We start from the raw sequence: 21101 nt of genomic DNA, 5'->3' as shown, positions 1-21101 counted from the left end.
CACCAGAACTCAAGGACGAAGCAACCTGCCGCTAGCAGCGTCGCCGCCCTCGTTGTGGCGCTATATAGGCCCCGCACTCACAAACTGTCAACACAGCTTTCGATAAAAATGCGATTTTCTTTTCCACAGGGATAAGGATCGAAATTTACTCCTTATTAAGCTGCATGGACACCCGATTCTGCAAAGCGCGGACAGCGTCGTTCATAGCGCCATAGTAAGGAAGAGCGTCTCGAATACGCCAGCGCTGGCCCACTTCACCGGGCCAGAGCCAGAACGACGGGATATTTCATCCTGTTTTGTTCAGTGATGGCGGAACCGCACTAGCTTATTCCCGTAGCGGGCAATTCATTATACCGTGGTTTGCATCCCGCCGATGCGCTTTCTTCGTGCTCTTTTCCAGGGGATCGAAGACAAGCCCGTAGATGCAGAAAACGCCATGCCCAAAAGCGCCTCTCCGCTCGAATCCTTTCAGTCCCGGACGTTCCGCTCGCTGTGGTCTGCCACGCTGGTATCGAATTTGGGGGGACTGATCGAAGGCGTCGCCGCCGGTTGGTTGATGACCAGTCTGACCACATCTCATGGGATGGTGGCACTGGTCCAGGCATCGATGACGCTGCCGGTGATGATTTTCTCGCTCGCCGCCGGGGCGCTGGCTGACAATTACGACCGCCGACGCATCATGCTTATCGCGCAGATGATGATGCTATGCTTTTCGGCGATGCTGGCGCTGCTCTCTTATAGTAATGCACTGACACCATGGCTGTTGCTGAGCCTCACCTTTTTGATCGGATGTGGCGGCGCGCTCTATAATCCTTCCTGGCAGGCTTCGATGGGCGACATTGTTCCTCGTGAACATCTGCCGGGCGCAGTGGCGCTCAACAGCATGAGCTATAATCTCATGCGCAGTATCGGCCCGGCCATTGGCGGCATCATTGTCGCGACGGCGGGTGCGGCTTTTGCCTTTCTCTTTAACGTATTTTGCTATTTTGCCCTGATCTTCGCGCTTTTCCGCTGGAAGAAAGTGACACCGCGCAGCCCGCTGCCACGTGAATCCTTCGGAAGCGCCATGTCGGCGGGTTTTCGTTATGTCACCATGTCGCCCAATCTATTGAAGGTGATGGTGCGTTCATTCGCTTTCGGCTTTAGCGCTGTGGTGATTCTGGCACTCCTGCCACTCGTTGCTCGCGATCAGGTGCAGGGCACCGCCATAACCTATGGCATCATGCTCGGCTTTTTTGGCTTCGGCGCGATCTGTGGCGCGCTTTTGATCGGCCGGGTGCGCGATATTCTCAGCAACGAATGGGTTATCCGCGGCGCATTCTTTGCGCTCGCTGTCAGCTGCTTCTTCCTCGCCATGAGTAACCGGGTGTGGTTGAGCTGCCTTCTGTTGATGCCAGCTGGCATGGCTTGGGTGCAGGCTTTCTCGCTGTTCAATGTGACTGTGCAGCTTTCGACCCCGCGCTGGGTCGTCGGTCGTGCGTTGTCATTATACCAGACGGCAACCTTCGGCGGCATGGCCTTGGGTAGCTGGGTCTGGGGGCAACTGGCCGACCTGCACAGCGTATCGGGTGCGCTGTTCATCGCGAGCGCAGTGCTGATTGTCGGCGGGCTGCTCGGCTTCATCTTGCGCCAGCCCAATTTCGAATCGCTGAACCTTGATCCGACGAACGCCTTCAGCGAGCCGCAACTGCAGCTCGACCTGCGCGCCCGCAGCGGCCCTATCATGGTGATGGTCGATTATTCCATCGACCAGAAAGACGTGCCGGAATTTCTCGCCACAATGGCGCTGCGGCGGCGCACCAGAATTCGCGACGGAGCTAAGCAATGGGTGTTATTGCGTGATCTCGAAAACCCGAGCGTCTGGACGGAAAGCTATCATGTGCCGACCTGGATCGAATATATCCGCCACAGCCAGCGGCTGACCCATGCCGATGCCGAGATTGCAAAACATCTTGATGAGTTGCATCGTGGCGACAGCCCTCCCCGCATCCATCACATGATCGAACGCCAAACCGTTCCTACCCATGACGATATGCCTTTAAAGCCATATCTGGATGCGACATGAAAAAAGCCGCCCAACTGGGCGACTTTTTTAAGCAGTAGGTGTTGGAAGCGATTATTCGCCCCAAGGGCCGTGGAAATCGCCATCCTTGTCGATGCGCTTGAAGCCATGCGAACCGAAGAAATCGCGCTGGCCCTGAATGAGATTCGCCGTACCAAGCGACTGCGTATAGCTGTCGAAATAGTTGAGCGCTGATGCAAGTGCGGGAACCGGCAAACCAGCAATCGCAGCCTTGGAAACGATGTTCCGCAGGCCCTTCGACGCCTTCTGCATGCGCTCCACGAAAGCCGGAGCCAGCAGAAGGTTGCGGCTTTCATTGCCCTCGAATGCCTGGGCGATATCGTCCAGCAGTTCCGAACGGATGATGCAACCAGCGCGCCAGATGCGGGCCGTTGTGGCCAGCGGAATGTTCCAGCCATGCTCCTTCGACGCGGCATCCATCACGGCAAAGCCCTGTGCATAGGCAGCGATCTTGCCAGCAAGCAATGCCTGCTCCAGATCGGCAAGGAACTTGGTGTGATCCGCAACGTCGAGCGTGCGCGGCGCAGGCTTGTAGATGTTCGCGGCTTCCTCACGCTCGCTTTTCAAAGACGAAAGCGAACGCGCGGCGACCGCAGCTTCAATCGCCGTTGCCGGAACGCCCATCATTTGCGCTTCAATGGCGGCCCAGCGTCCGGTGCCCTTCTGTCCGGCTTCGTCGAGGATCATATCGACCATCGCCTTGCCGCTTTCCGGATCGGTGGTTTTCAAAACCTTGGCGGTGATCTCGATCAGATAGGAATCGAGCGGACCTGAATTCCATTTTTCGAACACATCGCCAATGGCCGGAGCCGAAAGGCGGAGACCGTCGCGCAGGATGCCGTAGATTTCGGCGATCATCTGCATGTCGGCATATTCAATGCCGTTGTGGATCGTCTTGACGAAATGGCCCGCGCCATCTGGACCGACCAGCGCACAGCATGGCTCGCCCTTATATTTCGCGGCGGCGGCGAGAAGGATCGGCGCGATGCGCTCATAAGCTTCCGGCGTTCCACCCACCATCATCGACGGGCCATGGCGTGCGCCTTCCGCGCCGCCGGAAACGCCCATGCCAACAAAGGTCGGATCATTCGGGCCAAGAGCCTTGAGGCGGCGGACCGTATCGCGATAATCGGAATTGCCCGCATCGATCATGATATCGCCCTTCTCGAGAAGAGCTTTCAGCCGAGTCGTTTCGGCATCGACAGGCGCGCCCGCCTTGATGAGGAAGATGAACGGACGCGGCTTGCGCGTGTTTTCCGCAAGCGCCTCGAAAGTGGCGCAGGGGATGATCTTGTCGCGTAGCGGACCGGCTTTATCGAGGAAAGCTTTCAGCACCGGCTCGTCACGATCATAGACAGCCACCGTGTAGCCTTTCTCGGCTATATTCAGCGCCAGGTTGGAACCCATCACGCCAAGACCGACCATTCCGATATCTGCTTTTTCCATTTTAGGCCCTTCAGAAATGCAACCAGCTGGCCTGTCGCGTGGCATTGGGAGGCATGCACTGCAAACAGGCTGGAACCCGGCATATTTGGTTGTCGCACTATTCCGACGACAACGGCTGATAATCTGTATCGTATTCCTGGATGATCTAGGGCAAATGACACAAAGTTGATAGACCCCGGCATCGGAAAAATCCGCGTGCACTGCCGGTTGCCAACAGCGCCGCGCTGCTGCAACAGTGCGTGGAAACGGGAATTGCGGGCAGATTGCCCCGTCGGCTGCTGCGAATGGGCGTGATGAGAATCAAACTGGGTATCGGTTCCAAACTTCTTCTGTCGAGCCTTGTCAGCCTGATCGGCCTTCTGGTCATGGCCGCCGTGACGGTGCATGCGCTGCGCGAACAGATGATCGATGACCGTGTCACCATGGTTCGCAACCTGACGGAAATCGGTCGCAAGATCATTCAGGAAGAATATGATCGTTTCCAAAGCGGCGAAATCAGCGAAGCTGCCGCCAAGCAAAATGCCGTCGAGACGCTGCGCAAACTGCGCTATGCCAATGACGAATATTTCTTCATCGACGATTTCGACGGCAATTCCGTGCTTTTGCCGATCCGGCCCGATCTTGAAGGCACCGACGCTTCCGCCTTGGTCGATTCCGAAGGCCGCCATTACGTGCAGATGCAGATCGACACCGCCAAGTCCGGCGGCGGCGTGGTGCATTATGAATTCACCAAGCCCAATACGAATGTGAGCGGCGAGAAAATGGCCTATGTCATGCCGTTCGAGCCCTGGCGGTGGTTTATCGCGACGGGCATTTATCTGGAAGATGTGGATAGTGAAACCAAGGCCGTGCTGCTGCGCGCAGGCGGGATTCTCGCCACCATCGCCGTTGTCACCACCGCGCTTCTGATTCTCCTGTCGCGCAGCATCACGCGACCGCTCGGGCGACTGACAGCGGTAATCGGGCAACTGACCCGTCGCAAATACGATCTGACCGTCAAGGATCAGGATCGCCGCGACGAGATTGGCGATATTGCGCGCGCCGTGGAAATCTTCAAGAAAACCGGCGAGGAATTCGAGGTTTTGCAGGCGAAGATGCGCGAGCAGGAAGCAAAAGTGCAGGCTGAGCGGGAAGCCGCACTTGCCTTCGAGCGCGACAGCGCCCTTCGGCTCGAACAGACGGCGAGGCTGATTTCGATGGGCGAAATGGCCGTCAGCCTTGCCCATGAGCTGAACCAGCCGCTGGCTGCGGTCAGCAATTATTGCATGGGATCGGTGCGGCGGCTGGAAGCAGGCACCGACGACCGCGCCGCACTGCTCGACGCCATGAAGAAAGCGTCACGGCAGGCAAGCCGCGCATCCGGTATCGTGTCGCGCATCCGCGATTTTCTGCGCCGCAGCGAGCCGACCCCGCAGCCGCAAATATTGCGGGAGATCGTCGAGGAGACCGCATCCATCGCCGAAATTGAATCGCGCAGGCGCGGTTTCAAGATCAAGGTCGATATAGCGAAAGACCTGCCGACCGTACTGGCCGACCGCGTTATGATCGAACAGGTTGTGTTCAATCTGTTGCGAAACGCCACCGAGGCCACGTCAGCCGTGCCAGCGCCACGGCGCGATATCGTCGTTTCGGCCAGAATCAGTCCTGACGGGCAGGAGGTGGAAACAGCTGTGCTGGATTTCGGGCAAGGCATTGCGGAAGACGAGATGCGCAAGATATTCGACCCGTTCTACACGACCAAGGCCGAAGGCATGGGCGTTGGACTCAATATTTGCCGCTCGATTATGGAATTCCACCGCGGCAGGCTCTGGGCGGAGCCAAATCCGGACGGCGGGACAGCTTTTCATTTCACGCTGCCTGTCAGCGGCACGCTTGGGGAAAAAGCCGTATGAGCGAAGCGGTCTATGTCATTGATGACGACGAGGCCTTTCGGGATTCGCTCGTCTGGCTGCTGGAATCGAGCCAGTACACTGTCCGCGCTTTCGATTCGGCGGAAGCTTTTCTGGATGCCGCATCCCCGGACATGTCCGGCTGTGTGATCGCCGATGTGCGCATGTCGGGCATAACCGGTCTTGAACTGCACCGGCGCCTGCGAACGCTTGGCGTCGATCTGCCGACAATCATCGTCACCGGTCATGGTGACGTGCCGATGGCCGTCACGGCCTTCCGCGACGGTGTGGTGGATTTCATCGAAAAGCCTCTCGACGACAAGTATGTACTGGAGCGGATCGAATTCTGTCTCGCCAAGGCGCGGGAGAACGCAAGGCTGCGCCAGCAGGCGGATGATTTTGCCCGCCGCTATGAAAGCCTGACGCAACGCGAAAAAGAAGTGCTGGAATATATCGTGGCGGGAAAGCTCAACAAGCAGATCGCCGATCTGATGGATATCAGCATCAAGACGGTTGAAGTGCATCGCAGCCGCGTGATGGAAAAAATGCAGGTGACGAATGTGGCGGAGCTGGTTCGCCAGAAACTGTCATTCAGCGAAAGCTCAAAAAAGAAGCCGGCATAAGCCGGCTTCTTCAATTTTGCAGATCAGGATCAGTCGTCCAGATGCTGGCCGCTTCTGTCGGTGGTGCAGGCTACCGCGACCAGAGAGATCACACCGCAAGCCGCGATGAACACAGCAATCGGCAGATAGCTGCCATTATATTTGGCAAGCAGAGCCGTTGCGATCAGCGGCAGCGGACCACCGACAATAGCTGCACCCACCTGATAGCCGAGCGACACGCCGGTATAGCGGACATCTGCCGGGAAGCTTTCGGCGAAGAACGTGCCGAGTACCGAACCATAGGTCGACCAGATGATGGCAAAACCGATCACGACGGCAAGCGTCGCCACGACCCACGAACCCTGATTGAGCAGCCAGAAATAAGGCACCGTATAGATGACCATGGCGACAGTGCCGAGCAGGAAGACCTTCTTGCGACCGATGCGGTCGGACAGGCTGCCAAAGTAGAGCATGACCGGAACAGCGATCAATGCGGCGATCAGCACCGAGTTGAGAGCATGGACGCGCTCGAAACCCAGTCCCACGAGATAGGACACGGTGAAGGTTGCGAACAGGAAGAAGGTCGAGGTTTCGATGAACTTCGCGCCGATGACGATCAGAACCGCGCGCCAATGCTTGGTCAGTGTTTCGACCAACGGCACTTTCTTGGCGGTGTTGGCCGCAGCCACGCGCTTGAAGGACGGGGTTTCATCAACCGTGTTGCGGATCCACATACCGATGGCGACCAGCACGATGGACAGCACGAACGGAATGCGCCAGCCATAGGACAGGAACGCTTCTTCCGAAAAGCCGAGCGCAAGGCCGGACGTCACCAGATTGCCGAGCGCCAGACCGAACAATGCGCCCGTCTGCGGCACAGCGCCATAGAAGCCGCGCCTGTTACGCGGGGAATATTCCACCGCCAGAAGCACGCCGCCGCCCCATTCGCCGCCGAGCGCGAGTCCCTGCAACAGACGCAGCAGCGTCAGGATGATCGGTGCCCAGACGCCGATGGTGGCATAGGTCGGCATCAGGCCGATCAACACCGTTGAAATGCCCATGATGGACAGAGTGATGACGAGCGTTTTCTTGCGTCCGATACGATCGCCGATATGGCTGAACACGATGCCGCCGATGGGGCGGATTAGGAAAGCCAGCGCGAAAGAGGCAAGCGCCAGAAGCTGGCTGGTCACCGGATCATCGGACGGAAAGAACAGCTTTCCGAACACGATGGCCGACATGGTGCCATAAAGGAAGTAATCATACCATTCGATGGTGCTGCCTACCGCGCTGCCAATCAGCGCGCGACGGCGATCGCCATCGGTAATCAAAGTGTCTTTTTCTACGCGTGCAGAAGCCGCGCCCTCCAAGACGGTCATAGCATTTCCTCCTGAGTGGGCCGCTTATGCGGCCTTGTTTTTGAGAATGTCGAGCGCGACATCGATGATCATGTCTTCCTGGCCGCCGACCATGCGGCGCTTGCCAAGTTCGATGAGGATTTCGCGCGTATCGACGCCATAGAGTTTCGAGGCGTTTTCCGCATGACGCAGGAAGCTCGAATAGACGCCCGCATACCCAAGCGAGAGGCTTTCACGATCCACCCGCACCGGACGGTCCTGCAACGGACGCACCAGATCATCGGCTGCATCCATCAGACCATAGAGATCGCAGCCCGTGTCGATGCCCTTGCGGTTGAGAACGGCGATCAGACCTTCAAGCGGCGCATTGCCAGCGCCAGCGCCCATGCCCGCAAGCGATGCATCGACGCGAACAGCGCCCGCTTCGATACCGGCAACGGCATTGGCAACACCAAGCGTCAGATTGTGGTGGGTGTGAACGCCGATTTCGGTTTCAGGCTGCAGCGCATCACGCAGCGCCTTCACGCGAAGCGTATATTGTTCGGGCAACAGCGCGCCTGCCGAATCGGTGACATAGACGCATTCCGCGCCATAGCTTTCCATCAGCTTCGCCTGTTCGACCAGCTTTTCCGGCTCGGCCATATGCGACATCATCAGAAAGCCGATAGTGTCCATGCCCAGTTCACGTGCAGCCTCGATATGCTGGCGTGATACATCGGCCTCGGTGCAATGGGTCGCAACGCGAACCGAACGCGCACCGGCGTTATACGCTTCCTTTAGGTCATGCACCGTGCCGATGCCCGGAATGAGCAGCACGGTGACACGGGCATGATCGCAGGCGTCGGCAACAGTGCCGATCCATTCGACATCGTCATGCAGGCCAAAACCGTAATTGAAGGTCGAACCGGCAAGGCCGTCGCCATGGGTGATTTCAATCGCGTCCACCTTGGCGGCATCCAGCGCCTTCGCAATCGCGACGACATCCTTCAGCGTGTATTGATGGCGGATCGAATGCATGCCGTCGCGCAGCGTGACATCCTGAACATAGAGCTTATCGGGATTGGAGCGGGCCATTATGCAGCCTCCTTGGCAAGCGCTTTTGCTGCCCAATGATCAGCGGTGACCAATGCAGCGGATGTCATGATGTCGAGATTGCCGGCATAGGCGGGCAGATAATGTGCAGCGCCTTCGACCTCGAGCAGGATGGTCGTCTTGAGACCCGAGACGAGCCCGATGCCCGGCACGCGAACCGGCGCATTATCGCCGATGACTTCGAACTGCACTTTCTGTTTCAGGCGATAGCCCGGCACATAGGCCTGAACCGTCTTGACCATTTCGGCAATCGAAGCCTCAATGGCTTCGCGGCTGCCGCCTTGCGACAAAACAAACACCGTATCGCGCATGATCAGCGGCGGTTCTGCCGGGTTGAGAATGATCAGCGCCTTGCCGCGTTCAGCGCCGCCCAGCTCACGGATTGCCTTCGACGTCGTTTCGGTAAATTCATCGATATTGGCGCGGGTGCCGGGACCAGCCGAACGCGACGAGATCGAAGCGACGATTTCGCCATAGACCACGCGGTCGGTGGCGCGCTTGACGGCATAGACCATCGGGATCGTCGCCTGACCGCCGCATGTGACCATGTTGACGTTGGGCTCGTCGATATTGGCGTCGCCATTGATGGCGGGAATGGTGAAGGGGCCGATGGCGGCAGGCGTCAGGTCGATGACCTTCTTGCCGTCCTTTTGCAGCAGCGCATCATTGTGCAGATGCGCCTTGGCCGAAGTTGCATCGAACACGATATCGATATCGCGATATTCGGGCATACGCATCAGGCCGTCGATGCCTTCATGGGTGACCGGTACGCCGAGCCGTGCGGCGCGTGCCAGACCATCCGAATTCGGATCGATACCGACCATTGCGCCCATCTCGATATTCTTCGACGTGCGCATCACCTTGATCATCAAATCCGTGCCAATATTGCCGGAACCGATGATCGCGCATTTCTTCTTGGACATAGTGGGTCCTTTCTGATCTTCCTCAGGTCGCCGCACCACACGCCAAATGGGGAGGCTTGACCGGCGCGGATACGCGCACTGCACGCCTTGAAGCGGTGGTGTGGTGAGTCAGCTTGAAAGGACGCTGGATGGGTGGGTCGTGGCAGAACGGGTGCCAGAACCTGGCCCATCAGTTCGCACGTATCGCTCCTCCGGCAAATCCTCCCCATTTGCTTGACAGGGGGATAATAGGACGGAGGATGCGGTCTAGATATTGGGGTTAACCCCTACCGATTTTCGACTTGTGTATTAGCCGAATGACGGTTGCGCCACATGGCTGCGGCTTTCTGGTGGAACGCATCATAGCTGTTATTATCAGCGGCGGATACCGTCATCATGGCCATGGCTGCCGTTGCGATGACTATGCTTTCGGCGCGCTCGTCAGTGGCGGTGCCACTCCAAACACCGTGCCAATATTCAAAAGAGCTGAGGCTGGAATGCTTGTCGCTGCTGGCTTTCGAAAGCGTCGGCAGCTGCAAGGCGCTGGAATGCCCCTGCACGTGGCGATATATGGTGTGTTTGCGGTGCGGGACCAGTTCCGCCACATCGCGGCTGGTCGAGACGACCGAAACCGACTGCATGTCGAGCAGCACGGCAGCATCGCGATGCAACTCGCGATAAGCGGGTTGCGACACGCCGAGAAATGACGATTTCAGCCCCAACGGGTTCAGGAGGTGGACAAGACTGTTCACCGGCGAACGGGACTCGAACAGCGGATAAAGCGCCAGCAGCGCCTGCACCTGCGGCGCAAAACCCGCCATCGGCATGAAGCATATGCCATGCGCTCTGAGCGCACTTTCCGCCAGTTCATGCGATGTGGCAATCGGCATGTTGATCGCTTCCGCCGCAATCTCCAGTTTGCCGGACAGTTCGCCGACACCGCAACTGCCATGCATCAGCACCGGGTAACCGGCGCGCGCGACGAGCAGTGCAGACAGCATGAACCATGGCGACTGCGAAGAATTGGGAGACAGATAGGCGGGCCAATCCAGCGCAGGCGTGTTGATACTCGTTCCCGCCGCATAAAACCGCGCGGATGCGCACGCCATGCCTGCAAGCTCCGGCGCGGTCAGCCCGCGATAATGGATCAGGCGCAACAGCGCGCTGATCTGCATCGGGTCCGCTTCGCCCGCGAAAATGGTCGTGAAGGCATCTTCCGCCTCATGCAGTTCCAGCGGACGGGTGTGCCCCACCTTGCGGCCAACGACGGCAATATATTTGGCCAGCCGCCGCGTCGGGTCGTTCTCGCTCTGGATATCGGCGAACTGCGCGGCGGTATATTCCGCCGACGGGTGGTTCTCCAGATCCGTCACCTTGCGGATGGTCAGTGGCGGCGGCGTAACGATAGCGCTGCGGTTCCATCCATGATGTCCGGTGCAGGCTGACACATGCGCGTTTTCTGCATCGGGCTTCATCAAGGCATCGGCTTCATTCGCCAAACGCCGCAAGCGACCGCGCAATGCTTCCGCCTTTGGCGTCGCGATCATGGCGCGACCGGAGCGGACAAAGATTGGATCGTCAAAATGGTCGCGGATCTGCCCCAGCAGACGGCTCATCGCCGGAATGCTCAAGCCCATCTGCTTGGCCGCGCCACCGACACTGCCTTCCACAAGAAGTGCATCAAGCGCAATCAGCAGCCGCAACTGCCCCAGACGAGGATTGGCGCCATCGCTTTCGGCCTTTTCCGCCGGTTTTGCGCTCTTCGCCCGCTTATCCGCCATTTCCGATGCCTGCCTCGTCAGTTGCGTTTTTTGAAACTTGGAAAGTTTCTAAAACATGATGATTGACGTCATCTTATAGCCATACATAAGGAGAGTAGAAAACTCAACTTTAGACGGTGGTGAAAATGACCAGCTTGTTTCGGGGCTTGTGTGCCAGTGGCGCGCAAGGCAGGCAGATGACCAGAGGAAAGCTTATTTCCAGAGCGATCCTTGCAGGGACGTGTCTTTCAACCGCCCTTTTGTTAAGCGAAACGGGCGCCTTCGCGCAAGCAGCAAATAGTGCGACCAGCGCCACCGCTGAAGAAACCGAAGCCCAGAAGAAAAAGGCTGCGGAAGGCCAACAGGCTGCTGACACTGCATCCGATGGCACGGTCAAGCTGAACCAGATCGTGGTGACGGCGACGGGCTTTGAGCAGAACATCACCGATGCGCCTGCCAGCATCACCGTCGTGCCGGGCGAAGAGCTTGAAAAAGGTGCTTATCGCGACCTCACCGACGCCTTGAAGGACGTGCAGGGCGTGGCCGTGACCGGCCCTGCCGCCGAACGCGATATTTTTATTCGCGGCCTCCCCGGCTCCTATACGCTGCTGCTCGTGGACGGCAAGCGCCAGAGCACCCGCGATGCCCGCACCAACGGCAATTCCGGCTTCGAACAGAGCTTCCTTCCGCCTGCGAACGCCATTGAGCGTATCGAAGTCATTCGCGGTCCAATGTCTTCGCTCTATGGCTCGGATGCGATGGGCGGCGTCATCAACGTCATCACCAAGAAAGTGTCGGACAAGTGGAGCGGCTCGTTCACGGTGGACGGCATTGCTCAGCAGCATTCCAAATACGGCAATTCCCTTCAGGGTTCCTATTATATCACGGGACCGCTGGTGCCGGACCTTATCGGCGTGCAGCTTTGGGGACGCGGCCTGAAGCGTCAGGAAGACAAGATCGTCAGCGGCTCGCCCGAGCAGCAGGATGTCGACATCACGGGGCGCATCACCTGGACCCCGAACAAAGACCACGATATCCAGCTTGAACTGGGCAAGACGCGCCTGCGCCGCGACAGCACCGTTGGCAACACGACGGAAAAAACCGCGTCGGCTGTCGATTCCTACAATTACAACGACCGCGACCATTGGTCGATCAGCCATACTGGCCGCTGGGGCCCGACCACGTCGGAATTCTCCTTCATGCAGGAATGGTCCGAGCGGACCAACTTCAACTGGAACAACGCATCGAAGAGCTATGTCGAGAACCTTCGCTCTCCGCATGTGAAGAACTCGGTGCTCGACGGCAAGTTCACCACGCCGTTCGAACTGTACGGCAATCACACGCTCGTCACCGGCGGCCAGTTCATGGACACGGTTCTCACCGACCAAAATCCGGGACGCCGCACCGGACTGGACGAAGAATTCAGCGTACGCCAATGGGCGCTCTTTGCCGAAGACGAATGGTGGCTGACGCCCGACTTCTCGCTGACCGGCGGTCTGCGCATGGACGATCACGAGGTCTATGGCTCGCATTTGAGCCCCCGCGGCTATGCGGTGTGGCACGCGACCGATCAGATCACCTTCAAGGGCGGTATTTCGACCGGCTTCAAGGCCCCCGATATCCGCACCATCGCACCGGGATATGCTTATACGACGGGCGGCGGCGGCTGCTCCTACGGCCCGACCGGCACCTGCGGCGTCATCATCGGCGACCCAAATCTGGAACCGGAAAAGAGCACCAGCTACGAAGCCAGCGTGTTGTGGGACAACCAGACCGGCCTTCGTCTCGGCGCCACCTACTTCTACACCGACTTCAAGGACAAGATTTCCAACGCGCTTGTCACCGACAGCAACGGCGATCCCGTCCGCTGGAGCGAAGATCCGAACTACCGTCTCTGGTATGCCTTCAATATCGATGAAGCTGTCATGCAGGGCGTGGAGCTGACCTTCAACTGGGAAGCAACTGACACGATCACCCTTCGCGGCAACTACACCTATACGGATTCCGAACAAAAGACCGGCACCTATGCGGGCCTTCCGCTGGCCCGCACGCCGAAGCATATGGCGAGCCTGCGCGGCGACTGGATCACCCCCGTCGAGGGGCTGAAGGCATGGGCCGCCGCCAATTATCATGGCGAGGAAACCAATGCCGGCGCGCGTATCGGAACAGCAGGTACGCCAGTCTATGCAGCGGACGGAAAGACCGTTCTGGCGCGCAAGTACAAGCCCTACGCGACGGTCGATCTCGGCGGTTCCTATGACTTCAGCGAGAACGTGACGTTCAACGCAGCCATCTACAACATCTTCGACAAGCAAATCGATGTCGATGAGTTCAACACGGTTGTCGATGGTCGTCGCCTTTGGGTCAGCATGACGTCGCGCTTCTGATCTGACGCAGTGTGACGCCAGCCTTTCGTTTGGCTGGCGTCATTTTTTCGATTGAATGGATGCTCAATGAGCGCTCTGAAGAACATAAAGAAGACCTTGTGGCTAATGGTCGGCAGCATGATTTTTGCCTCCACGGTTCAGGCAGCAGAACCGGTGCGCGCTTCCTTCGACATGGAAGCCAACGGCATTTCCTATCGCATTTTCACCGCCGCGCCCGCTGAAGCCGCTCCCGAAGGCGGCTATCCCGTCATCTATATGGTCGACGGCAATCGCATGCTGCCGCTTGCCGCTGCTGAAATGGCGAAGAACGATGACCTCAAGGCCGTTCTGGTGGGTATTGGTTACCCGACCGACGATGCTGATGAAATCGTGCGGCTGCGCTATTTCGATCTGACGTCGGCGACCAGTGAACAGTTGACGCCCGATCCGGCCAACCAGCCAAAGACCGGCGGTCGCGATGCGTTCTTTGCTTTCATCGAACGACAGGTGAAGTCTGAAATCGAAAAGCGGTTCTCCATCGACAAAAGCAGGCAGGCGCTGTTCGGCCATTCCCTGGGCGGGCTTTTCACGCTCTATGCGCTGTTCAATCACACGAATTCCTTCCAGACCTACAGCGCTGCCGACCCTTCGATATGGTGGGATAATCATTCGATCCTGTCGGACAAGGATCGTTTCATCGCCTCGTTCAAATCGGCTCCCCACCCTTTGCGTCTGCTGATGGAAACCTCCGGCAAGCGCGGTTCCCGCCCCGGTCAATCGCCTGCGGATATCCAGCGCATGCGCAAGCTGCGCGGCGGGCCATCGGGCACGGATGTGTACAAGGAACTGGAACCGCTGCCGCAGCTGGAAACGGCTTTTCACCGTTTCGCCAACGAGGGGCATGGTTCGATGATCCCGCTGACAGTGGCGGACAGCCTGAACTTCATTCTGCTCGGCAGGAAGCCCGAACACACAGACAATTGAGCGTTTTTTGTCCGTCGGGCTTTGACCTGCGGAAAACTGGACTATAAAGCACAGGATTGACGAAAGGATTGTGCACCATGCTGAATTTCGGCCAACATGTCGCCCGCCTCTGTGGCGCAGCCGTCGTGGCGCTTTCTCTGGCCTCCGCCGCCAGCGCCGCAGACATCACCATCAAGCATGCGCAGGGTGAAACGGCAGTGCCTGCTTCGCCAGCCAAGGTAATCGTGCTCGATCTGGCGACGCTCGACAATCTCGACCGCCTCGGCGTCAAGGTTTCCGGCGTGCCAACGCTGGTCACTGCCCCGGACTTCCTCAAGAAGTACCAGTCCGACGATTATCCGAAAGTCGGCACGCTGTTCGAGCCGGATTATGAAGCCATCAATGCCGCCGAGCCGGATCTCATCATTGTTGGCGGTCGTTCGGCAGCCAAATATCCGGAACTTGCAAAGATCGCGCCCACCATTGATCTGACGGTCTCCTCGAAGGACCTCATCGGCGGCACAGAAGCCAATGTTGAAAAGCTTGGCCAGATTTTCGGCAAGCAAGCGGAAGCCAAGGCAGAAATCGAAAAGCTCAACGCCGATGTTGCCACGCTGAAGCAGAAAGCCGCAGACAAGGGCACGGGTCTTCTGATCCTCACCACCGGCGGCAAGATGAGCGCCTATGGCCCGGGTTCGCGCTTTGGCATGCTGCATGACGCCTATGGCGTGACGCCTGCCGCCAAAGACCTGACCACCAAGGGCAATCACGGCCAGCCGATCAGCCAGGAATTCATTCTCAAGACCAATCCTGACTGGCTGTTCGTGATCGACCGCGACGCCGCCATCGGTCGCGAGGGCAATTCCGCCAAGCAGATTCTCGACAATGATCTCGTTCGCCAGACCACGGCGGCGAAGAAAGACCAGATCGTCTATCTGAAGTCGCAGAACTGGTATCTCGTCGGTGGCGGTCTCAATGGCCTGCACGGCACTATCGATCAATTGTCGGAAGTCTTCGACAAGGCAAAGTAAAAGTCAGGCACTTTCTGACCCAGTCACCCGGGCTGTCCGCCATGCCGGACAGCCCGATGCATGACAAGGCAAGAGAACAGGATAAAGCGTGAAGGGATTAGCTGCAGCTATAGTTGTTGTCGCCGTGCTGGCTGTCATCAGCCTGTTTATCGGGGTCGGCGACGTCTCACTGCATGCGCTTTTCTATTCCCGTGAAAGCGTGGATGGCAGCCCCGGCAGCGCGCTTGAATTGCTGCTTGTCAGCCGCATTCCGCGCACCATCGCCATTGTGCTGGCGGGCATGTCGATGGCCGTTGCCGGCATGATCATGCAGATGCTGACCCGCAACCGTTTCGTCGAGCCTTCGACGGCGGGAACGGTCGAATCCGCCAGTCTCGGCATTCTTCTGGTTATTCTCTTTGCGCCGGAAGCGCCCCTCTTCGTCAAGATGCTGGTTGCCTCCGTCACCGCAGTGGCGGGAACGGCGCTGTTTCTGCGTATCCTGCGCAGCATCCCGCTTCGCTCCGTGCTGGTTGTTCCTCTGGTCGGCATCATGCTCGGCGGCGTTGTCAGCGCCATCACGACTTTCATCGCCTACCGCTTCGATCTGTTGCAATCGCTGAATTCGTGGACGACCGGCGACTTTTCCGGCGTGCTGCGCGGACGCTACGAATTGCTGTGGATCGCCTTTGCGCTCACCGTCGTCGCCTATATCGCCGCCGACCGGTTTACCGTCGCGGGGCTGGGCGAGGATTTCACCACCAATCTCGGCCTCAATTATCGCCGTGTGGTGACGCTCGGCCTCATCATCGTGTCGATGGTCAGCGCGTCGGTCGTCGTCACCGTCGGCATGATCCCGTTTCTTGGCCTGATCGTGCCCAATGTCGTCAGCATGTTCGTCGGCGACAATATGCGCCGCGCCTTGCCATGGATCGCCGTTCTCGGCGCGGGTCTGGTGCTCGCCTGCGATATTGCCGGGCGTCTGATCCGCTTTCCCTATGAAATTCCCATCGGCACGATGATGGGCGTCGTGGGCAGCGTCATCTTCCTTTACCTCCTGTTGCGGCGGGGTTCACGCCTTGCTTAGACGCCCCGCTATCCTCATTCCGCTTCTCGGCGCGATCGCGCTACTCGCCGCCATTGCCTTCATGACAATCGGTGCGAAGGGCAGCTGGTCGTTCATCCTGTCCTTCCGCGGCACCAAACTCGCCGCCATGGTGCTGGTGGCCTATTCAATCGCGGTATCGACCGTGCTGTTTCAAACCGTCACCAATAATCGCATCCTCACGCCCTCCATCATGGGCTTCGATGCGCTCTATATTCTGATCCAGACCGTTGTGGTGTTCTTCTTCGGCGCGGTGCAGGTCGACTGGATTGGACCGAACATGCGCTTTGTCACCGAAACGCTGGTGATGGTGCTGTTTGCAGGTTCACTCTATTACTGGCTGTTTTCGGGCGCGGCGCGCAGCCTGCATCTGGTGATGCTGGTCGGCATTATTTGCGGCGTGTTCTTCCGCAGCCTGTCCAATCTCATGCAGCGTATGCTCGATCCCGATCTCTTCGCGGTGTTGCAGGATCGTTTTTTTGCCAGCTTCAACACGATCAACGCCGATATTCTGACGCTCTCGGCGATCATCGTCGCCGCCGTATCGCTTTATGGCTGGCGGCTGATGCATGTCTTTGACGTACTGGCGCTTGGACGCGAGCCTGCCATCAATCTCGGTGTCGATCACCGCCGCGTGGTGCGGCTCATCCTGCTGATGGTAACGGTGCTTGTCGCGGTTTCGACCGCCCTTGTCGGACCGATCACCTTCTTCGGCCTTTTGGTGGCCAATCTCGCCTACATGCTGGCAGGCTCGGGGAAACATCGCGTCGTCCTGCCGATTGCCGTCCTGCTGGCCACCATCTGCATTGTCGGCGGCCAGACCATTCTCGAACGGGCCTTTGCCTTCAATACCGCGCTCAGCGTCATCATCGAATTCCTGGGCGGTCTCGTCTTCATTATCCTTCTTGTCAGGGGAAATGCACGTTGATCGAAATAAGCCAAGTCAGCAAATCCTATGGCGGCGCTCTTGTCGTCGATGACGTGTCCCTGCACCTGCCCGCGGGCGGCGTAACATCGATCATCGGCCCCAATGGCGCGGGCAAATCAACGCTGCTTTCCATGGTCAGCCGCCTTTTGCCGATGGACAAAGGCCGCGTGACCGTGGACGGTCTGGATGTCACCACCACATCAGGCGATGTGCTGGCAAAGCGCCTGTCTATTCTCCGCCAGGAAAACGCCATCAATTCACGACTGACCGTGCGGGATCTGGTGGCATTCGGGCGCTATCCCTATTCCAAGGGGCGACCGAACAGCGAAGACCGCAAACATATCGAACAGGCGATCCAGTATCTTGGCCTTGAATGCTTGAGCGATCGCTTTCTCGATGAATTGTCCGGCGGCCAGCGCCAGCGCGCCTTCGTGGCCATGGTGCTTTGTCAGGATACGGACTATGTGCTTCTCGATGAACCGCTGAACAATCTGGATATGAAGCATGCGGCATCGATGATGAAGTTGTTGCGCCGCGCTGCCGATGAGCTTGGCAAGACGGTCGTGCTGGTGTTGCACGACATCAACTTCGCCTCCTGCTATTCCGACCACATCGTCGCCATGCGCAACGGCAAGGTCGCGCATCAGGGCACGCCGGACGCGCTGGTCCATCCGGAAATCCTGAGCGCCATTTACGATATGGATATCTCGGTTGAAATTATCGGCGGGAAGCGGATCGGGGTCTACTACCTGTAAATAGACTATCTATTCGCTCGATTTCATGCAAAAGCATGCGCACCAACCATTGGCGATTATCGGTGGAGTGTCCATGCTGACGAAGAAGGGCAAATATGGTTTGAAAGCACTGGCGCATCTTGCCTTGCTTGAACCCGGCGAAAGCGCGTTCGTCGCCGAGATTGCTTCCAAGAACAATATCTCCAAGAAATTTCTCGACGCCATTCTTCTGGAACTGCGCAACGACGGCATATTGCGTTCCAAGAAGGGCCCCGGCGGCGGCTACAGCCTTTCCAAACCAGCAACCGAGGTCACGATTGGTCAGGTTGTCCGCGTTCTCGACGGCCCGCTCGCGCCGATCCGCTGCGCAAGCCGTATGGCCTATCAGCCATGCGAAGACTGCGAAGATCACCGCGCCTGTCAGGTGCGCCGCTCGATGCTGCTCGTGCGCGAAGCCATCGCTGGCGTTCTCGACACGATGACGCTGGAACAATTCGCGCGTAACGGTGGCCTCGAAGATGACAGCACCGCACCAGAATGGGCCAGGTTAAGCGCCTGACAACAGGTCCAGCAGCCGGTAGCCGCCATTGTGATAGACAAGCGGCTCGCCGCCGCCCGCTACGATTTTCAAAACACGACCGATAATGATGGCATGGGTGTGCCGCTCGATGACGTCTTCCACGGCACAATCGACTGCGGCCAGTGCGCCCGTCAGCGCCAGCGCGCCGCTTTCCAGCGTGTACCATTCGGCGCCGGCATAGCGCGCAACACCCTTGATACCGTCCTTACCGGCAAACCGATCCGCAACCGTTTGTTGGGCCGCCGACAGCACATTGACGCAGAAATGATTGTGGCGGCTGATGGCGGGCCAGACCGACGAACCCCGATTGATGTTGACGATGATCGTTGGCGGATCGACCGAAAGCGCGGTCGCCGAGGTGACCGTCGCGCCAGTGCGCCCGTCGCCGAAGCCTGCGGTGACAACGCTGACGCCGCCAGCGAGCTGCCGCATTGCAGCCTTAAGCTCATCGGGTGAAACAGCGATATCCGCCGTATCTTCCACCAATCTCAACGCTTTTTCGCCCATGCTTGTCACCATCGTTTATTGCCGTCATCGCCTCTCCGGTCGACCGGATCAAACGTAACGGAATGGTGTCACGCTACGCACTGGCGTTCAAAGGTGCTGACTGCCTTCTCATCGCAAATAGAGAAAGCATTTTCTATTTTCTATAAAACGAATGGAATTAATCCGCTCGCAGCGCCGTCAGCGCTGCGTTCTTTTTATGTGATGTTCGGCCAGATAGACGCGGTCGTCCTGCGTTGAAAACAACACGGAAAAGACAATGCCGATAGCAGCCCCGAGCAATGTGTCGAGAACCCGTTCCGACACCATATCGGCCCCATTCAGACCCGGCGCAGCGATATAGGTCATCAGCAGCGCCATCGGCGTCACAAGGATTTGCCCCAGCGCATAATTGGAACCGATAATCACTTCGGTTGCAAATTGCAGGAGCCCCAGTATCGCGATCAGCGTCCAAATGGACGGTGCTTGCGTCAGGATCATCCACGCGACGACCGCACCCAGAAGGGTGCCCACCATGCGCTGCAAGGCACGGTTCATATTGATATGCAGATGCGCGCCCTGCATTACGGCAACAGCGCCCATTGCCGCCCAGGCAGGGTGCGCGACGTCCATCGCATAGGCGGCAAACGCCGCTACACCCGCGCCAAAAGCGACGCGCGCCGCAGCGATCAGCCGGTGACGAATTGGTCGCAACGCCTCCGAAGGGAAAGGCTTTTCTGGGCTTGCCTGATGGCGGAAATACTCCGTCAGCACACAGACCAGAAAGGCCAGTATCGCGACCAGCGCAGTGGCGGCGGTGCGTTCCGCCGTCTGATGCACCGTAACCGACTGGCTCATCGACGCCCCGGCGGCAAAAATGAAGATCAACGCTCCGGGAGGGCCGAATTTTCCGGTGGTGGTCACAAAACAGAACACGCCACACAGAACGGCGAGAAGCATAAGCTGTACAGCCAGCGGCGCACCCGCTGCGGCGACAAGCGACATGCTGAGCACGGCCAGCGTCTGGCAGATGGCGCACAGAAGCACAACGCGGTTGCGGCGTGCCTGTGGTGCGAAGCGCCCAAACAGGGCGACCAGAGCGCCAAGCGAAGCAAAGCCGATCAGATGCGACCAGGGCGAAAGATAGACCAGCGGCAAAGCGATGACCGCCGTGGCTGCCGACTGAAGGCCCGCGAGCGACGAATTGCGAATGGAAGGCTGCCGCGAAAGCGCGACGCTTTCCCGAAACTGTTGCGGCTTCAAAAGCTGGCGCGCGGCATCCAGCCTGCGGGCCGATGTCATCGTAGACGTTTCGGTACTCATTCTCCGGTTTCCTGTGCGCGTCTCAGCGGCTTGGCCGCGAGGCGCTGCTCGATAGAGTCAAAATGGTCAAGCATGGTGGCCAGATCCGCATCGGAAATGTCCGCCAGCATATCTTCCTCGCCTTTGGCCAGTTCGCGCCGGATTTCGGCCACGCGCTGCTCACCTTTGGGCGTAAGGAAGATCAACCGCGCGCGGTTGTCGTTTTCATCGACCCGGCGCTCGACCAGTTCCTGACGGGACAGAATATCCAGAAGCCGCACAAGGCTTGATCCGTCGATCCCGACCAGAGCGGCGAGTTCCTTCTGCGTCACGCCGCCGCCGGTGGTCTGAAGATGGATCAACGGAACCCAGGTGGCATCGGAAAGCCCCGCTTCAGCAAGGCGCGTATCAAGCGCGCGCCGCCAGCGTCGGGCAAGCAACGAGAAGCGAATCCCGAATTGGGACCGAGGAGAAGACGAACTGGATTGCATAGGGACA

The 21101-nt window shown here is 58.5% G+C and carries 18 protein-coding genes; 10 read left to right on the top strand and 8 right to left on the bottom strand.

Annotation, left to right across the window (positions count from 1 at the left end):
- Window positions 1-436: 436 nt before the first annotated feature.
- Entirely contained in the window at window positions 437-2065 is a 1629-nt protein-coding gene (locus FIC94_RS09880; RefSeq protein WP_140024767.1) for an MFS transporter, read from the top strand.
- A gap of 51 nt (window positions 2066-2116) precedes the next feature.
- Here FIC94_RS09880 and gnd read toward each other — a convergent pair whose 3' ends face one another.
- Window positions 2117-3529, bottom strand: coding sequence for an NADP-dependent phosphogluconate dehydrogenase (gene gnd, locus FIC94_RS09875; RefSeq protein ID WP_140024747.1), 1413 nt, complete (start codon window positions 3527-3529; stop codon window positions 2117-2119).
- Between the two features lie 293 nt (window positions 3530-3822).
- On the opposite strand from gnd, the gene FIC94_RS09870 reads away from it, so the two are divergent.
- Complete coding sequence (locus FIC94_RS09870) at window positions 3823-5421, top strand: cache domain-containing protein (RefSeq protein WP_180917942.1); 1599 nt, start codon at window positions 3823-3825, stop codon at window positions 5419-5421.
- The gene (locus FIC94_RS09865) at window positions 5418-6041 is read left to right on the top strand and encodes a response regulator transcription factor (RefSeq protein ID WP_140024745.1); all 624 of its coding nucleotides are present in this window, start codon (window positions 5418-5420) and stop codon (window positions 6039-6041) included. The genes FIC94_RS09870 and FIC94_RS09865 overlap by 4 nt, the downstream gene beginning before the upstream one ends.
- A gap of 29 nt (window positions 6042-6070) precedes the next feature.
- Here FIC94_RS09865 and FIC94_RS09860 read toward each other — a convergent pair whose 3' ends face one another.
- From FIC94_RS09860 to FIC94_RS09845, 4 genes are all read right to left on the bottom strand, one after another.
- Window positions 6071-7399 (bottom strand): MFS transporter, encoded by a 1329-nt coding sequence (locus FIC94_RS09860; protein ID WP_140024744.1) that lies wholly within the window; start codon window positions 7397-7399, stop codon window positions 6071-6073.
- A 24-nt stretch (window positions 7400-7423) separates the two neighbouring features.
- The gene (dmpG, locus tag FIC94_RS09855) at window positions 7424-8452 is read right to left on the bottom strand and encodes a 4-hydroxy-2-oxovalerate aldolase (RefSeq protein ID WP_140024743.1); all 1029 of its coding nucleotides are present in this window, start codon (window positions 8450-8452) and stop codon (window positions 7424-7426) included.
- Window positions 8452-9393 (bottom strand): acetaldehyde dehydrogenase (acetylating), encoded by a 942-nt coding sequence (locus tag FIC94_RS09850; RefSeq protein ID WP_140024742.1) that lies wholly within the window; start codon window positions 9391-9393, stop codon window positions 8452-8454. Before FIC94_RS09850 ends, dmpG begins: the two co-directional genes overlap by 1 nt.
- A gap of 266 nt (window positions 9394-9659) precedes the next feature.
- Window positions 9660-11153: a glycosyl transferase family protein gene (locus FIC94_RS09845; protein ID WP_121539459.1), complete on the bottom strand. Its 1494-nt coding sequence runs from the start codon at window positions 11151-11153 to the stop codon at window positions 9660-9662.
- 176 nt (window positions 11154-11329) lie between these two features.
- Between FIC94_RS09845 and FIC94_RS09840 the strand changes: the two genes are divergently transcribed.
- The 7 genes from FIC94_RS09840 to FIC94_RS09810 all read left to right on the top strand — a co-directional run bounded on the left by FIC94_RS09840 (window position 11330) and on the right by FIC94_RS09810 (window position 18797).
- Window positions 11330-13519: a TonB-dependent receptor domain-containing protein gene (locus FIC94_RS09840; protein ID WP_140024741.1), complete on the top strand. Its 2190-nt coding sequence runs from the start codon at window positions 11330-11332 to the stop codon at window positions 13517-13519.
- Between the two features lie 66 nt (window positions 13520-13585).
- Entirely contained in the window at window positions 13586-14482 is an 897-nt protein-coding gene (locus tag FIC94_RS09835; protein WP_140024740.1) for an alpha/beta hydrolase, read from the top strand.
- A gap of 77 nt (window positions 14483-14559) precedes the next feature.
- Window positions 14560-15492 (top strand): siderophore ABC transporter substrate-binding protein, encoded by a 933-nt coding sequence (locus FIC94_RS09830; RefSeq protein ID WP_140024739.1) that lies wholly within the window; start codon window positions 14560-14562, stop codon window positions 15490-15492.
- 88 nt (window positions 15493-15580) lie between these two features.
- A complete protein-coding gene (locus tag FIC94_RS09825; RefSeq protein ID WP_140024738.1) occupies window positions 15581-16558 on the top strand; it encodes an ABC transporter permease in 978 nt (325 codons plus the stop codon).
- Window positions 16551-17504 carry an iron chelate uptake ABC transporter family permease subunit gene (locus tag FIC94_RS09820; RefSeq protein ID WP_140024737.1) on the top strand — a complete coding sequence of 318 codons (954 nt, stop codon included), beginning with the start codon at window positions 16551-16553 and terminating at the stop codon, window positions 17502-17504. The genes FIC94_RS09825 and FIC94_RS09820 overlap by 8 nt, the downstream gene beginning before the upstream one ends.
- Window positions 17501-18259 (top strand): iron ABC transporter ATP-binding protein, encoded by a 759-nt coding sequence (locus FIC94_RS09815; protein WP_140024736.1) that lies wholly within the window; start codon window positions 17501-17503, stop codon window positions 18257-18259. Before FIC94_RS09820 ends, FIC94_RS09815 begins: the two co-directional genes overlap by 4 nt.
- A 73-nt stretch (window positions 18260-18332) precedes the next feature.
- The gene (locus FIC94_RS09810; RefSeq protein ID WP_109367947.1) at window positions 18333-18797 is read left to right on the top strand and encodes an Rrf2 family transcriptional regulator; all 465 of its coding nucleotides are present in this window, start codon (window positions 18333-18335) and stop codon (window positions 18795-18797) included.
- Here the strand turns inward: FIC94_RS09810 and FIC94_RS09805 are convergent.
- From FIC94_RS09805 to FIC94_RS09795, 3 genes are all read right to left on the bottom strand, one after another.
- The gene (locus tag FIC94_RS09805; RefSeq protein ID WP_235891982.1) at window positions 18786-19325 is read right to left on the bottom strand and encodes a flavin reductase family protein; all 540 of its coding nucleotides are present in this window, start codon (window positions 19323-19325) and stop codon (window positions 18786-18788) included. The genes FIC94_RS09810 and FIC94_RS09805 overlap by 12 nt on opposite strands.
- Window positions 19326-19502: 177 nt before the next feature.
- Window positions 19503-20624 (bottom strand): FUSC family protein, encoded by a 1122-nt coding sequence (locus tag FIC94_RS09800; protein ID WP_140024734.1) that lies wholly within the window; start codon window positions 20622-20624, stop codon window positions 19503-19505.
- Window positions 20621-21043, bottom strand: coding sequence for a MarR family winged helix-turn-helix transcriptional regulator (locus FIC94_RS09795; protein ID WP_235891981.1), 423 nt, complete (start codon window positions 21041-21043; stop codon window positions 20621-20623). The genes FIC94_RS09800 and FIC94_RS09795 overlap by 4 nt, the downstream gene beginning before the upstream one ends.
- Window positions 21044-21101: the final 58 nt, after the last annotated feature.

Source organism: Ochrobactrum teleogrylli, from assembly GCF_006376685.1.
Classification (GTDB): Bacteria; Pseudomonadota; Alphaproteobacteria; order Rhizobiales; family Rhizobiaceae; genus Brucella; species Brucella teleogrylli.
The sequence above is the reverse complement of the archived record's forward strand: the minus strand, read 5'-3'. Positions and strand labels throughout refer to the sequence as shown.

What these genes read in the sequence shown, in the direction of transcription:
- FIC94_RS09880 (WP_140024767.1), top strand. Translation starts at nt 437, where the DNA reads ATGCCCAAAAGCGCCTCTCCGCTCGAATCCTTTCAGTCCCGGACGTTC.
- gnd (WP_140024747.1), bottom strand. Translation starts at nt 3,529, where the DNA reads ATGGAAAAAGCAGATATCGGAATGGTCGGTCTTGGCGTGATGGGTTCC.
- FIC94_RS09870 (WP_180917942.1), top strand. Translation starts at nt 3,823, where the DNA reads ATGAGAATCAAACTGGGTATCGGTTCCAAACTTCTTCTGTCGAGCCTT.
- FIC94_RS09865 (WP_140024745.1), top strand. Translation starts at nt 5,418, where the DNA reads ATGAGCGAAGCGGTCTATGTCATTGATGACGACGAGGCCTTTCGGGAT.
- FIC94_RS09860 (WP_140024744.1), bottom strand. Translation starts at nt 7,399, where the DNA reads ATGACCGTCTTGGAGGGCGCGGCTTCTGCACGCGTAGAAAAAGACACT.
- dmpG (WP_140024743.1), bottom strand. Translation starts at nt 8,452, where the DNA reads ATGGCCCGCTCCAATCCCGATAAGCTCTATGTTCAGGATGTCACGCTG.
- FIC94_RS09850 (WP_140024742.1), bottom strand. Translation starts at nt 9,393, where the DNA reads ATGTCCAAGAAGAAATGCGCGATCATCGGTTCCGGCAATATTGGCACG.
- FIC94_RS09845 (WP_121539459.1), bottom strand. Translation starts at nt 11,153, where the DNA reads ATGGCGGATAAGCGGGCGAAGAGCGCAAAACCGGCGGAAAAGGCCGAA.
- FIC94_RS09840 (WP_140024741.1), top strand. Translation starts at nt 11,330, where the DNA reads ATGACCAGAGGAAAGCTTATTTCCAGAGCGATCCTTGCAGGGACGTGT.
- FIC94_RS09835 (WP_140024740.1), top strand. Translation starts at nt 13,586, where the DNA reads ATGAGCGCTCTGAAGAACATAAAGAAGACCTTGTGGCTAATGGTCGGC.
- FIC94_RS09830 (WP_140024739.1), top strand. Translation starts at nt 14,560, where the DNA reads ATGCTGAATTTCGGCCAACATGTCGCCCGCCTCTGTGGCGCAGCCGTC.
- FIC94_RS09810 (WP_109367947.1), top strand. Translation starts at nt 18,333, where the DNA reads ATGCTGACGAAGAAGGGCAAATATGGTTTGAAAGCACTGGCGCATCTT.
- FIC94_RS09805 (WP_235891982.1), bottom strand. Translation starts at nt 19,325, where the DNA reads ATGGGCGAAAAAGCGTTGAGATTGGTGGAAGATACGGCGGATATCGCT.
- FIC94_RS09800 (WP_140024734.1), bottom strand. Translation starts at nt 20,624, where the DNA reads ATGAGTACCGAAACGTCTACGATGACATCGGCCCGCAGGCTGGATGCC.